The 13,403-nt window shown below is 46.8% G+C and carries 12 protein-coding genes; 3 read left to right on the forward strand and 9 right to left on the reverse strand.

All coding sequences use genetic code 11. The annotated features are described in order from the left end of the window. Positions 1–53 precede the first annotated feature (53 nt). Both H4O21_RS16785 and H4O21_RS16790 read right to left on the reverse strand, forming a co-directional pair. Positions 54–419, reverse strand: a complete 366-nt coding sequence (locus H4O21_RS16785; RefSeq protein ID WP_182810036.1) for a PAS domain-containing protein — start codon at positions 417–419, stop codon at positions 54–56. Positions 420–700: 281 nt separating this feature from the next. Beyond that, entirely contained in the window at positions 701–1,585 is an 885-nt protein-coding gene (locus tag H4O21_RS16790) for a LysR family transcriptional regulator (RefSeq protein ID WP_182810037.1), read from the reverse strand. A gap of 355 nt (positions 1,586–1,940) precedes the next feature. On the opposite strand from H4O21_RS16790, the gene gshB reads away from it, so the two are divergent. The 3 genes from gshB to H4O21_RS16805 are packed head-to-tail and all read left to right on the forward strand — an operon-like array spanning position 1,941 to position 5,248. Continuing rightward, on the forward strand, positions 1,941–2,978 hold the full coding sequence (gene gshB, locus H4O21_RS16795) for a glutathione synthase (RefSeq protein WP_182810038.1): 1,038 nt from the start codon (positions 1,941–1,943) through the stop codon (positions 2,976–2,978). Continuing rightward, the gene (locus H4O21_RS16800; protein WP_182810039.1) at positions 2,962–4,992 is read left to right on the forward strand and encodes a flavohemoglobin expression-modulating QEGLA motif protein; all 2,031 of its coding nucleotides are present in this window, start codon (positions 2,962–2,964) and stop codon (positions 4,990–4,992) included. Before gshB ends, H4O21_RS16800 begins: the two co-directional genes overlap by 17 nt. A 16-nt stretch (positions 4,993–5,008) precedes the next feature. Further along, the gene (locus tag H4O21_RS16805) at positions 5,009–5,248 is read left to right on the forward strand and encodes a helix-turn-helix domain-containing protein (RefSeq protein ID WP_182810040.1); all 240 of its coding nucleotides are present in this window, start codon (positions 5,009–5,011) and stop codon (positions 5,246–5,248) included. A 110-nt stretch (positions 5,249–5,358) separates the two neighbouring features. On the opposite strand, the gene H4O21_RS16810 is transcribed toward H4O21_RS16805, so the two are convergent. The 7 genes from H4O21_RS16810 to H4O21_RS16840 all read right to left on the reverse strand — a co-directional run bounded on the left by H4O21_RS16810 (position 5,359) and on the right by H4O21_RS16840 (position 13,385). Further along, entirely contained in the window at positions 5,359–5,685 is a 327-nt protein-coding gene (locus tag H4O21_RS16810) for an AzlD domain-containing protein (RefSeq protein ID WP_182810041.1), read from the reverse strand. Then, on the reverse strand, positions 5,685–6,413 hold the full coding sequence (locus tag H4O21_RS16815) for an AzlC family ABC transporter permease (RefSeq protein WP_182810042.1): 729 nt from the start codon (positions 6,411–6,413) through the stop codon (positions 5,685–5,687). The genes H4O21_RS16810 and H4O21_RS16815 overlap by 1 nt, the downstream gene beginning before the upstream one ends. Positions 6,414–6,473: 60 nt before the next feature. Beyond that, a complete protein-coding gene (locus tag H4O21_RS16820) occupies positions 6,474–8,315 on the reverse strand; it encodes a methyl-accepting chemotaxis protein (protein WP_182810043.1) in 1,842 nt (613 codons plus the stop codon). Between the two features lie 254 nt (positions 8,316–8,569). Further along, positions 8,570–9,868 carry a TRAP transporter large permease gene (locus tag H4O21_RS16825; RefSeq protein WP_182810044.1) on the reverse strand — a complete coding sequence of 433 codons (1,299 nt, stop codon included), beginning with the start codon at positions 9,866–9,868 and terminating at the stop codon, positions 8,570–8,572. Between the two features lie 30 nt (positions 9,869–9,898). Then, entirely contained in the window at positions 9,899–10,408 is a 510-nt protein-coding gene (locus H4O21_RS16830; RefSeq protein WP_182810045.1) for a TRAP transporter small permease, read from the reverse strand. Between the two features lie 99 nt (positions 10,409–10,507). Next, positions 10,508–11,539: a TRAP transporter substrate-binding protein DctP gene (dctP, locus tag H4O21_RS16835; protein WP_182810046.1), complete on the reverse strand. Its 1,032-nt coding sequence runs from the start codon at positions 11,537–11,539 to the stop codon at positions 10,508–10,510. A 496-nt stretch (positions 11,540–12,035) separates the two neighbouring features. Further along, on the reverse strand, positions 12,036–13,385 hold the full coding sequence (locus tag H4O21_RS16840; protein ID WP_182810047.1) for an NAD(P)/FAD-dependent oxidoreductase: 1,350 nt from the start codon (positions 13,383–13,385) through the stop codon (positions 12,036–12,038). Positions 13,386–13,403 lie beyond the last annotated feature (18 nt).

A 13,403-nucleotide genomic window follows, 5' to 3' on the forward strand; every position in this document is an offset into this window, starting at 1 on the left:
CACAGCTTACCGCTCCTGGTCGAAATGATCCATGCCTGAATAGCTAATTTGTTTTAAAAACCGTCTATTAAGGGCTTTTCAGGGCTGACTACATAATGTACCTGGAGTACCCTGTTCGCTTCACCTGATTCTGACAGGTGTATTTCGTAAGTTACATGCTCTCCGGACAGTACCTTATTGACATAAACTCTGGCTTTGGCAAACGCTTCTTCTCCCATCAGCCCCGGCATATACAGATGCTGTATATCCTGAGTCTCTGAGAGGTGAAATAGTTTCCGGTAACGGGTGTTCATAAAGCGATAACGCAGTGAGGCATCGACATAGCAGGCCAGTGCCGGTATTGCATCGGCGAGCCATTGAAACGTACGTTTCCGTGATAACTCGGACGGATTAAGGCTATCCTGTGCCTGCCTGTTCATTTAAGCCTCCGCAAATACAGGGAATAAAATAAGCATGCAGTGAATAGGGGCACAATAAATAACAGATCAGATTAACTCAGTGGCCCCACTCAGATATTTAAAAAACGAGCACTGTAATCAGGATAGCACTGATTGAACTGAAGCAGATATTCACGGACCGGATGTCAGAAAAGAAAGACGATTAATAAGATAAATCGCAAAAGGAAACCGTGCAGGCTATTTCTGGTTCATTCACGTTATTCTGTCTGATTGGCCTTGTTACTTATGTATCTCTGCTGAGGTTATCTGGCTTCACTGGGTTGCAGATTGGCCTGAGGCTTCAATTCAAACTCAACCAGTTTATTAATCACCGAAATAAGATCCTGATCGCCCGAATTCTGGCGACCGTAAACGGCATAGACTTCACGGCTGACCGACTCTGCCTCTGATACCAGATACAGGTCTTGATTGACCAGATAAGGTTCAACCAGAGCCAGTGGTAAAAAAGCGACACCACCATAGGTGATCAGAAACTCCAGTGCAATCTGGCTTTGTTCGGTATGCAGAATCGGCATGACAGGAGTGCGGAATAGCTTGGCATTTTTCATATTGAAAGCTGTGCCCCAGTCTACAAAAACATAGCCAGCCTGATCAATTTCACTCAGTCTTATACCTGCTTTATGGCTAACCAGTACCAGTTCAATCTGGCCAATGATGCAATTCTCTAATTCTGCTGAATTCGGTGGATCTAACACCACCGCTATATCCAAACGTCCAGCCAGGAGTGACCGGGTTAATTCCTGGTGGGAGTTGATTTCGGTACGGATCGATAAACCGGGAAACTCGTTTGCCAGTCTCGGCAGAATGGACTGAAGAAAAGTGCCCCAGAGATTGGATATGCCGCCCAGAGTGAGTTGAGTATCCTGTGCTTCCGACATACCTACGTCCTGCAGTGCCAGTTGCCAGCCTGCTAACAGGTTTTCAGCGTGGGGTAATAAACGCTCTCCAGCCACAGTCAGGCGGATATTATTTCTTTGTCGGGTAAAGAGATCAATGCCGACCATCTCTTCCAGCTGACGAATACGGAAGCTGACCGCAGATTGTGTCAGATGAAGGTTCTGCGCTGCCTGACCAAAATGTCGGGTTTTGGACACTTCAAGAAAGGTGCGCAGTAAGCTCAGATCCATTATTTATCCATAAAAAAAATCGATTGAAATTAATAAAAAAACATCATTTTACAGTGCTGAGGGAAGAAATAATAATTCAAATTATCTTAGTCAGAGCTGTATCTCTCCGATATTTGCTCTGAGGCACGTATTGGCCTCTCTTTATTAACTGGAGCGATCTGCCGGTAAATGCTGTCTTTTTTGGGGTTTGACACAAGAATTTAGCCTTAGTGTCTCCCTATGATTTTATCGTAAGAAACTTATTTTGCTGCAGGCTGCTAATGAAAATTAGCATGCCTGGGGCTTTTTTTGCCGTTAATTATTATAAGAAGCTCTTATCGAAAGTGACGAATATGCTTCTGTCTGGAGTCTGATCTTGAAAATCTGTTTCATCATGTACCCCTGGGACCGTATTGATCCTGAAAGTGATTCGACCTTGCGTATGATCCATGAATGCGTAGATCGGGGGATTACTGTGGCTGTGACGACACCAAACAACCTCACTATCCGGGACAGTGAAGCCCATGCTTTCTGTAATGTGATCAGACACACCACTAAGCTTACCAGCAACATTGTTTCTTTTTATAAAAAGGCTGAGTTTAAACGCTGTAAGCTGCCGTTAGCGGGCTTCGATGCCATTATCATGCGGGCTAATCCTCCTCTGGATACCGTTGCGCTCAACTTCCTGGATTCGGTACGTAACGACGTCTTTATCATGAACGATCTGGATGGTCTGCGTATTGCCAACAACAAACTTTATCCGGCCTCTTTCAGCGGTGAGGCCAGTCGTTTTGTTCCTGCAACTCATGTATCGAAAAACCGTGAGTATCTGGAGCAGGTACTGAAAGATTCCCCGTCTGAAAAAATGATCATGAAGCCACTCAACGGCTTTGGTGGCCAGGGGGTGATCGTGATTGAGAAAGGTGCGCGGCAGAACTTCCGCTCTTTATTGGATTTCTATATTGGTTCAGGTGATGAAAGCAATTACGTGATTCTGCAAGAGTATGTCTCTGGTGCTGAAAAAGGTGATGTGCGCATCCTGTTGCTCAATGGTGAACCGGTTGGTGCCATGCGGCGTGTGCCACCCGCTGATGATGTGCGTTCCAATATTCATGCCGGTGGCCGGGAAGAGAAACACGTACTGACTCGTGAAGAGAAAGAGTTATGCCGGGCGATTGGTCCTCAGCTGGTGCGTGACGGTCTCTATTTTGTCGGTCTGGATGTGATTAACGGTAAGCTGATCGAAGTGAATGTACTGAGTCCTGGCGGCATTACCCGTATCAACCGTTTAAACCGGGTACGCCTGCAGAAGCAGGTGATCGACTTTGTTGAAAATGTGGTGAAAGCCAAGGAAGTGGTAGCAGAACGGAAAAATGCTTTCCGTAAGGTGATTGAAGATGCTGCATCTGTCTGAGCAGGAGATTTTGCGTCGTATCCGCCTGGGTGAAGCTTTTGAATGTCAGGCAGAAGATGGCTCTTTTACCCTGAAAGTAGAAGAGTATACCCCTGCGATCTATACCGCGATCCATGACGGCCATCAGTTTCGGTCATCTCTGGAAAAATACAGCCTGCTGAATGAAGCGGAACGTTATCAGGAAGAAGACCCTTTTACCGGTGAAATGATTCAGGCCATGCCGATAACACTGATCGGCATGGATTCACGCTATGAGTATGACCTGAATCGACCGGTAGCCACCTGCGTCTATAAAAAAGCCTGGGGCAAGCAGGTATGGCATAAGCCGATCTCAGCTCGTCAGCGTCAGCTTAGTATCGAAAAACATAAGCGTTTTTATCGTATTCTGGATGCTCTGATCGAAAAAGTTGAGCAGCTTTACGGTGCTTGTATCGTTTTTGATATGCACTCTTACAACGGCTTCAGACAAAGTGAATCCGCACCGGTATTTAACCTGGGTATAGAACAGGTGGACATGGATCGCTGGCAGCGGGTGGTCAAACGCTTTGAACGCCAGCTGAACAACATCACGTTACAGGGTATACCCGTTCGTACAGCCAGTAACGAGGTGTTTTACGGACGTGGCTATTTAATTGCTCATACCAACAGCCGTTTTGAAAACACTCTGGTGATTCCCTGTGAAGTGAAAAAGGTGTTTATGGATGAGCACACCGGGGAAGTGTTCCGTCTGTTATTGGATGAGCTGAAAGAAGGCCTGAAACATAGTCTGAGTGATACTGCCGCTTTTTTCGCCCGCAATCATACTCGCAGGGCCAGCGCCAAACGACTGGATATGTTGTCTTCTCAGCTTGATCCGGCGATCAGAAAACTGGATCAGGCGTTGTATCAGCTGGCCCGCGATCTGGAAACACTTTATTACATCAACCCGATTAATGTTACTCAGGAAAAGCGCCGTTTTTTCAGTAAAAAAGGCAGCTATCGTCCAGTCTTTCGTTACCGGCCCCTGGATATTGATCCTTACCATTTTCGAGAACAACTGTATCGCCTGCCAGTGGATGAGATTCGTGATCCCGGAATTCAGCAGATGTACCGTCAGACTATTGATATGCTATCCAGCAAGATTGATCTGTTGGTACATTCGGGCAGCGAGCAGTTTGTTTATAGCTCGTTGAAATACTACGGCGAACCCAGTATGGAAGATGAGGCTAATGCCCACTTTTTACTCCATGCGGCAGGGTTAGAAGAGGCTGAAGAGAAGACGATTACAGCAGAAGAAGCCTGTGTTTATTTTCGCCAGTGTGCTTCTGATTGGGGGATGGACTGCAAGGTTGAGCTGAACCATCGGTTAGTTGCGGGAGCTATGGTCTCTGATCGCAAAAAAGCACTCTATGTTAATGCCAATAATCATTTTTCTCAGGGGCAACTACAGGCTCTGGCACATCATGAACTGGGTGTGCATATGGCGACTACGCTCAATGCGCGCCAGCAGCCATTGCGAATATTCTCCCTCGGGCTGCCGGGTAATACTATGACTCAGGAAGGTCTTGCTATTCTTAATGAATTCCATACCGGCAACCTTCCTCTGAAACGTTTGCAGAATCTGGCTCATCGGGTATTAGCAGTAAAAGCTATGCTTAATCATGGTGATTTCCACCATACTTTCAATTATCTCTACGAGGAGATGAAGCTGGGACAGGACAGTGCTTTTAGCATGGCGGTCCGGGTTCATCGTGGCGGTGGTTTTACCAAGGACTATCTCTATCTGAGAGGAGTGAGCGAAGCCTTACGCCTGTCTCAGACTCGAGATATCCGTAATCTGTATATTGGCAAAACTGGCTTTGCTTACTTGCCTCTGATTGATGAAATGATCGAGCGAGGTATTTTGAATAAGCCTCAGTTTGTTGCCGAAGGGTTGATCAGCCCACACCAGAATTCTGAAGTATTGACCTATCTGATGATGTCAGTGCGGCCCACCGCTCCGGCGACTGAGCCACCTCCTAAGCTGTGTGCCTGATGACAAGGTAAACAAAATGACAATAATAAATAATGACAATAAAGATCTGATCAAAAAGGTGCTGACTGAAGCCGCTGCCGATATTCCTGTGGAGCAGATCTGTGAACAGAATGGCATCAGTAAAGCCACCTACTATGCCTGGTATTCTGCTTATAGCTGTGAAAACGGTGAGTTAATGCGGATAACTGAAATCAGGGAAAAAGATCAGAAGCAAGCAACAGATCAACTGGTTAAACAGATGACGGTTTTCCGCTAAGAATACTTGCTGTAAATCATTGAACACCTGCGCTTCCTGCTCGTTATTTGAGCGGAAAGCGCAGGGCTATCTGAATAGTCATCTTCATTGGAAAGCATCTGTGCGAATACTTAAGTAACAAGCCTTAACAACCAGAGAATGAGCATACCTGTAGCGATTGGCCAGAATACATTACGGCTTAATATAGAAACGATGATGGCTCCGACTGCCGCTGAAATTTGAGTGATGTCAATAACATCCCCGCCTGACGAGTGGCTGAATATGATTGCTGGAATGCATAATGCCGCTAATATGGCTGGTGGTAGTAGTGCCAGAATATTTCGGCTCCGTTCCAGCAATTTTTGAGTGGAACCATGCAGCTCAATAAAAGAAAGGCGAATGAGAAAAGTACCAAACCCTGCCAGTATAAATAGCAGCCATAGCGATAGTGTATCCATTAGCACTTCTCCTCTGAGTGGGCTTTAGTCGGTTCAGTCCGTTGATTATCTGGCATTAACAGACCCACGCTTACCCCAGCGACAATTGCAACAATAAAGCCACTGTTGTAGGGCAGTTGCTGGAACAAGACGGCACAGGAGCCAGATATGATAGCAACCACTAACATCACTGGACGGGTAATGGTGGCCACTAACATCGCCAGGAAGGCCAGAGGTATCGTGAATTCCAGTGACCATTCGGCGGGGATACTGGCCCCGACCGCAACTCCCGCAACGACCGATAATACCCAGCTCAGCCACATGCTACTGGCGACACCAATCAGATACCAGAGACGCTCACCGTCGGATTTAGCCATCTGTTCTGGTATGGCGCACAAACCATACACCTGATCCGATAGCAGATAGGCGATCGGCCAGCGTTGGTGCTTTCTTAAGGGAGCTAACAGAGGAGCAAAGGTAACGCTGTATATGGCAAAGCGCAGATTAACGACGATAGACGTAACAAGGATAATGACAAAAGGGGCATTATCCTGAATCAGCTGGTAAGCGGCTAATTGAGCAGATCCTGCAAAAAATAGCAATGTCATTGCCATAATCGTTTCCGGTGTCATACCTAAGCTGACACCCTGGGCTCCGGCGATCAGGCCAAAAGGTAATACGCCGGATACCAGGGGAAGAAGATTACGAACACCTAACCAGAATTGAGTTCTGTGGTTTCCAAAAGACATATCAAAGTACTCAGACGTTAAAAGTAAAGGCATTAAAGGCAACTGACACTCATGGACACTCTAACGGCATTTAAACCGCGCTGTCATAATCTGTAGTTGCTCTGTTTTATCCAGTGTGTCATTGGCATAAGCCTGTATCTCAAGGCTCTGCTGTTTGTTACGGGAAACACTGTGGGCGACCTGCTCCATATTGTTTGCGATGCTATCGGTCGCTTCGGTAACCTCGGTAATATTATTGATTAGCAGTGCGTTGTTCTGGGCTACATCATGAATCAGGTTCTTGATCTCCTGGATGGCGTTAGCGGCTTGATCGCCCAGCGTCCGGCCTTGTTGGACGTGGGCCTGGCCTCGATCCATTGTTTGCAACAGTAGCTGCAGGCTTTGTTGAATATCATCTACAGTTTGTCGGATATGTTGTGTGGATTGCACGGTTTTTTCTGCCAGGCTACGTACCTCATCAGCAACCACTGAAAAGCCCCGACCCGACTCACCGGCACGGGCCGCTTCAATCGCAGCATTCAGGGCCAATAAATTAGTCTGATCGGCCAGAGTGTTGATCATATCCGTGACGCCATCAATCTTGCCTGAGGATACTTCCAGAGTGGTGATCTGATGACTCAGTTCATCAAATACCTGTGCTAAATCGGTCAGACTGCTGATCGCCTGGGTAATCACTTTATCTCCGGCAATCGCAGATTGTTCAGCCTGCTTAGATTTTTCATAGGTGGTTTCGGTGCCCTGCGCCATATTCTGGATTACGGCGCGAATCTGTTCGCTGGCAGAGGCAACAGCTCCGGCCTGATCATTGGTAATGGCGTTGCTTCTGACCATATCGGCCAGGTTTTTGGATAAGCCTGCCGCGCCCTGATTCAGGGTGGCGCTACTGGCTCTGACCTGAGATAAAATGGTGCTTAAAGAGTGGCTCAGCGTGTTAACAGCCTCTCGGGCTTGATCGATTTCATCGTGTGGTTGAGGCTTGATCGTCAACGCTTGGGTCAGATCCCCTCTGGCAAGATTTGACAGTGCAGAAGAGATACTTTTTAAGCTGCCAATGACCCGTTGACTGATTCTAATCAACATCAGCATCACGGTAACCGCAACCAGAATACAAACCCCCAGAATCAATCGCTGTGTTCTTTCTCCCGCCAGATGGGCTTCTTCTTGTGCCTCAGCCAGCTGGATTGATAACTGTTGGCTGGCATCTTCAATACTGAGTCTTAATGTCTGATAGTGCTGACCTGCCTGGGCCTGATAATGCTGTATCTCTAAAGCCACCTGGCTGAGTTGCTGGTAGAGGTTACCAATCTCTTTCAACATAGGTTGATAAAGCGTACCAAATCCCAGCTGCTCACTTTTTTTGTTGAAGGCCTCAAGAGCCAGGATAACCGCATGACTGTGCTCTTTAGAGGGAAATTCTAAGAAGCGACTGGTAGTTTGTCTGATCTGAGCAAAGTCTTTACGAAAATTGGTGAACAGGCTTTTCTCCAGTTCGGCCATCTGTCCAGCCAGGGCTCCTCTGAGTCCTTTATTGGAAATCCGTCCTAGCTTTTCACTGCTTTGAATCAGCCGTTGTTTGATCTCTACCCACTGCTGCAGAATGGTCTGAATTTTATCTATATGCTGACCTTTCGTGCTGTTTTGCTGGTTAAACCTTTTCAGGTATTGCGCTTGTAGCAGGAGGTTTTTCAGTTGCCCGCTTTCGGATTTTTTGTCCTGTTTTAATACCGAAAGCTCCAGGCGGGTCATATGCAGGATTTGATCATTTAACTCATTAACCCGTAAGAAGGAGTGATCTAATGTGCGTAGTGTGAAAAAAGACAGTATTGCCAGAAAAAAAAAGCCAATCAGCGTCAGAGTCACTACGATATAAAGCTGTTTTTTGAGACTTAGAGCATTAATCATCAGAGATCTGCCTCTTAGATTATTATCGGGTAGCGGCTCTTTTTCGGTAAAAGAGCAGGGCTGCACTTATTACTGAAATCCAGGTATAGGCATAAACCGCAGGTGATAAAGAATGGCGTAATGTTCGGGGCTTGACCGAAATAACCCCGGTATTCTCCGATCACTGAGCGGAAAATACCGAGGCAGCTATAAGATAAGCGGCATTCTGGTTAGGCCTGACCCTTATTTCGCAATTAACTGCTGTGAGAGAAGGGTTAATTGATATAGCCAAAGGCTTTTGGCAGGTAGAGCGCCAGAGGTGGCCAGTAGGTGGTGACCAGCATCACGGGTAGCGCTGCAAATGCCATAAAACCTAACGCCGGGCGCATGACCTGAGACATGCCGACTTTACCAATACGGCAGGTCATAAACAGGATCGGTGCCATTGGCGGACTGTTACAGCCGATGACAACGCTGGTGCCGACAATCGCTGCAAAATGTACCGGGTCAACGCCAATGTTAACCATAACGGGTAACAGCAGAGGACTGATAATCGCGACAACACTGACATCATCCATGATCATACCCAGTAAGATCAGGAAAATATTCACAACCAGCAGGATCAGTAATTTATCCTGGAACAGATCCATCAGTAACTCGGTCAGCTCCTGAGGCACGCGTTCAAAAGTAAAAATACGGCTGGCGACGAAAGAAAATACCAGAATCACCATAATGACGCCGGTGGTCGCTGCAGCATCCACCAGACAGGCTATAATCTTTTTAAAATCCAGTTCACGATAGACAAAAAGGCCAACAGGAATCGCATAAGTCACTGCCACAGCGGCGGCTTCTGTGGGGGTGAATACCCCACCATAGATACCGCCCAGAATAATCACAGGTAGCATTAAAGCAGGAATCGCTTTCCAGCCATTGTCACCAATCGCCGTTACACGCTCCTGGAAAGTTAAGGTACGGGCTTCCGGGTCAGGGTTGTGACGCATTTTCAGCCAGTTGATAAAGCACAGAGTAATGATCAACAGAATGCCAGGACCTATGGTCGCCAGGAAGCAGGCTGCAACAGACTGACGGGTGACCACCGCATAAAGAATCATTGTAATACTGGGGGGAATCAGCAAACCCAGCAGAGACGAGATCCCCAATAGTGCACTGGTGTATTCCCGTGGATAACCGTGTTTTTCCATTGGGCCGATCATAATCGTACCGATAGAGGCTACAGCCGCTGAGGCTGTGCCTGAAATAGCACCAAAAACACCACAGGCCACTACCATTGATGAACCCATGCCAGTACGGGATTTACCTACCAACGCCTCAACAAAATGCACCAGGCGTGCAGCCATCCCACCGGATTGCATCAGGTAACCGGTCATCACAAACAAAGGCAGTGCAAGCAAAATAATGGAGTTAACAGACCAGAAGCCTGTCGTCATCAATGAAGATATGTCCACGTCGTACGCGAAAGACAAGATCATCGTCATAGCTGCAAATGAGAATACAACAGGCACGCCAATCATCATCAGCACTACCACGGCAGCTATTGCTAATAAAGCTCCCATAAAAAACTCCTATGAGAATTATCGTTATTATCAGCCGTTTTCAGGCTCGCGGAAACTGATCAGATCTTCAAAAAAATCACGAATCAGATAGAAAATGAACAAGACGCTGGCAAAGAAAAGGCTGCCCTGAGAGAGATACCAGGGTAATTGAAAGACAGGGGTCGTCTGGCCTTTCTTGATGCCCCATAGCAGCAAATCATTGCTCCAGGTGGCAAACATAATCGCCATGAACAAAGAGATGGACGTTGCCAGCAGACGCATAAAACCAATGACCCTGGCGTTACTACTGATGACCTGAACAAAGTCTGCGGTGAGGTGGGAACGGTCTCTGGAAGCCAGTACGGCACCCAGCATATACAGCCACATGGCCCCCATCAGCACCAGCTCTTCCAGGCCAAATACCGGCTCGTCCAATGCCCGGCTAAAGATGCCGTAGGAGAGCATAAAGGCGATGGCCAGACTGATAATGACAACCACAGGTTTGATCAAGGTGGCCAGGACTGTGTCGATTTTATGAATAATAGAAAGTATTGCGGACATGTTTGATTCCTGTAGTTAAGAAATGAAAAAAGTCAGCGGGGAAAACCCGCTAACTTTCATCCTTTAAGTGAGGCTTTCAACTTATTAGGAATAAACGATTTATTTTGGCACAGAGGCGTTTGCGCGAATCCTGGCCATTAGCTCAGCGCCCAGCTTCTCCTCAACCAGAGGCCAGACATCATTACGGACGCGTTTTACCCAGGCCTGCATTTCTGCTGTGGAAGGCTCTACATACTCCATGCCTGCTTTCTGGGCGGCCTTGATCCATTTTTCATCTTCGGCACGAGCATCTTTAAACTGTTGGTTGATCACCACTTGAGCGGCATCTGCAATGATCTTCTGATCTTCTGCATCCAGCTCATTCCAGGTGTCATTGTTCATCAGTAGGGCGTAAGAGGAGAAGTTATGCCTGGAGTGAACATAATAGTTCAGCTGATCACGGAAATACTCGTAATCCCAGTAAATAACATTACTGGAGTCGCCATCAACAACACCGGTTTGAATGGAGGTATATACCTCAGCCCAATCAATAGGCACCGCCTGGAAGCCCATAGCCTGAACCGTTTGTGGCAGTGGGAATACAGGTGCTGAGCGCACCTTCATACCTTGTGCGTTTTCATATGAGGTGGCGTATTTGCCTTTTGTCGCAATACCGCCAAAACCCTCAGGATAAGGGCCAAAGTATTTCAGACCGATATCCGCATAAACAGGGCCAAGAATATTCTTCAGCCAGCCGTTCTCACCATAAGCTTTCAGAGCATCATCCCAACCCAGGGTCAGATAGGGAATATAGTTAACAGCCAAGCGCTCATCGTAGGATGTTTGAGGCCAGGTCACCATCATCTGGATGTTGCCTTTTACCAGCTGATCAAACATCTCCTGCTGACCACCCAGCTCTCCCTGATAGAAGATATTGACCTTCATGCGGCCATCGGATTTTTCTTTGATCAGGTTTGCCCACTGCTGCATGGACTTACCCTGTGCTGAATCACGATCACCCGACTCCAGAGCAAGATTGAACTTGTACTTGTCATTGCTGGCAAGAGCATCCAGTGTTCCCGTTAGCGTAACAGCAGCGGAGACTGTGATAACCTGAGTCGTTTTTAACAAGGTTTTAAGTGATAAATTCATAATAATACCGGACTTGTTGTTCTAATTTTTATTTGTCGTAGAGATGCTTTGGACCTTAATAAAAAAGGGTTCAAAGTAACTCAACAGCGTACTTCTAGTATAAAAATGAAGTGAAAAAAACTTCCAATGATATAATTTATATACTTTCCATAACCCTGGGTTATCAACAGGCGATGACGCGCTTTCTGCCAGACAAAAAAAGACCAGCAATAGCTGGTCAAAATGCTAAACATTAACAACATTAAAAATAAAGGCACGATACAAATAGATAACTCTTACATAAAATACGTGTTATTACCTCCTGATAAGTCATCATGAATGTTTTTCATATTAATTAACCCGATGTTTGTTTTATATGTTTTAAAAATCTACGGCGATAGATATTTCTGAATAAATAACTTATCTCTCTAGCCCGAGGTATAAATACCAAAAAACTTTTGTGCAGGTACTTAGTGATTGATCCGTCTGATATATCACTGATAAATCGGGGTACAACCTAGAGTTCTATACCTGCCTGCCATTCTTTAATACGCATGGTCGAGTTCGCGCCTAGTGATAAGAAGGGTTCAGGAGGCAATCGGCGAGGAGGACTGTAGTCCATAAAGTCTCTTAGATGGTCTGAGTCTCCCAGCACCGCTAACTCTGCCGCCATCATTCCAGATAACGTCCCTTTGACCGTACCTAAGCCATTCTGACAGCAAGCGGACCAGATCCCTGGTTCTAATTCGCCAAAGGCTGGGACTGAGTTCCAGGTCAGACAAAGACGCCCTCCCCAGCGGTATTCCATCTCAATACCTTCCAGCATAGGAAAACGGTTTTTAAACGAACGATCTTGTAGCCTCGCTGCCCGGCGCATATTACCTGTACTGGCTTCGATAGACTGGTTAAGAGTTGCGTGGTTGCGTATCACAATACGATCGCCACTCCCCTGATAGTCTGAACATCGTCTTACCGTAGTACCCAGGGGATCAGCAGGCAGAATTCCCCAATCGGATGCACCGCCTAAACATTCAACTTCATCGGATGTGAGAGTCCTGGTCATCGAGGCGTAGGTAAAGACATGCAGCAACTTTTTGGGATAGAAACCAAACGACTGTATATGTCCATTAACGGCCATAATGATGCCTTTGCAGTGCACTCGTCCTTTGGGCGTTGCCACGACGTGGGGTTTACCGCGCTCAAGGGAGATAGCAGGGGAGTTCTCGAAGATACGGATCTTGTCACTGAGTCCCTTCGCCACCTCTCGAATAAAAGCCGCAGGCTGAATCATTACCGCGCCTGGTGTATACAAGCCATATTTATAGAATGAACTGCCTGTCCAGGCCTGCATCTGTTGAGCATCTTTTAACTGATAGCTTTCACCCAGGTTTTCCAGATGCTTGCAGTAACTGTTGATATGGGCGATGCCCTTGTCTGACCCTGCAGCGGTCATTTTACCGCAAGGGGCAAATATTTTGCTGTCTAAGTTGTATTCATGGGCCATATCACGGGCAAAGTTGATCGCGGCCCTATTTAGTTGTATCTGTTTGATATCCTGCTCATGGGCACCTGCATAGGTTTCAGAGTTTAGCTCATGGGGCAGATCGATCATAAAACCGCTATTACGCCCTGATGGGCCATCGGCAAGACGACGGGCTTCCAGTACCACTATCTCCTCGCCTTGTGTCAGTTGCAGCAGCCTTTGAGCTGCAGAAAGGCCTGCAAATCCAGCTCCAATAATTAACCAGTCAGCGTGTATATCGCCTTCAAGCTCAGGATAGGTCGGTGCATTGGGCAGTATTGCATTCCATGCTGCAGGTCCTGGATCTTTGGGGAGGTGCTTAACATCTATTCGACTTTTGCTCATGGCATATTCCAGACCGGA

The organism is Oceanospirillum sediminis, from assembly GCF_014164585.1.
Taxonomy (GTDB): domain Bacteria; phylum Pseudomonadota; class Gammaproteobacteria; order Pseudomonadales; family Halomonadaceae; genus Oceanospirillum; species Oceanospirillum sediminis.

Excerpts from the sequence above, each read along its gene's own strand:
- H4O21_RS16785 (WP_182810036.1), bottom strand. The coding sequence starts at position 419 with ATGAACAGGCAGGCACAGGATAGCCTTAATCCGTCCGAGTTATCACGG.
- H4O21_RS16790 (WP_182810037.1), bottom strand. The coding sequence starts at position 1,585 with ATGGATCTGAGCTTACTGCGCACCTTTCTTGAAGTGTCCAAAACCCGA.
- H4O21_RS16800 (WP_182810039.1), top strand. The coding sequence starts at position 2,962 with ATGCTGCATCTGTCTGAGCAGGAGATTTTGCGTCGTATCCGCCTGGGT.
- H4O21_RS16805 (WP_182810040.1), top strand. The coding sequence starts at position 5,009 with ATGACAATAATAAATAATGACAATAAAGATCTGATCAAAAAGGTGCTG.
- H4O21_RS16810 (WP_182810041.1), bottom strand. The coding sequence starts at position 5,685 with ATGGATACACTATCGCTATGGCTGCTATTTATACTGGCAGGGTTTGGT.
- H4O21_RS16815 (WP_182810042.1), bottom strand. The coding sequence starts at position 6,413 with ATGTCTTTTGGAAACCACAGAACTCAATTCTGGTTAGGTGTTCGTAAT.
- H4O21_RS16820 (WP_182810043.1), bottom strand. The coding sequence starts at position 8,315 with ATGATTAATGCTCTAAGTCTCAAAAAACAGCTTTATATCGTAGTGACT.
- H4O21_RS16825 (WP_182810044.1), bottom strand. The coding sequence starts at position 9,868 with ATGGGAGCTTTATTAGCAATAGCTGCCGTGGTAGTGCTGATGATGATT.
- H4O21_RS16830 (WP_182810045.1), bottom strand. The coding sequence starts at position 10,408 with ATGTCCGCAATACTTTCTATTATTCATAAAATCGACACAGTCCTGGCC.
- dctP (WP_182810046.1), bottom strand. The coding sequence starts at position 11,539 with ATGAATTTATCACTTAAAACCTTGTTAAAAACGACTCAGGTTATCACA.
- H4O21_RS16840 (WP_182810047.1), bottom strand. The coding sequence starts at position 13,385 with ATGAGCAAAAGTCGAATAGATGTTAAGCACCTCCCCAAAGATCCAGGA.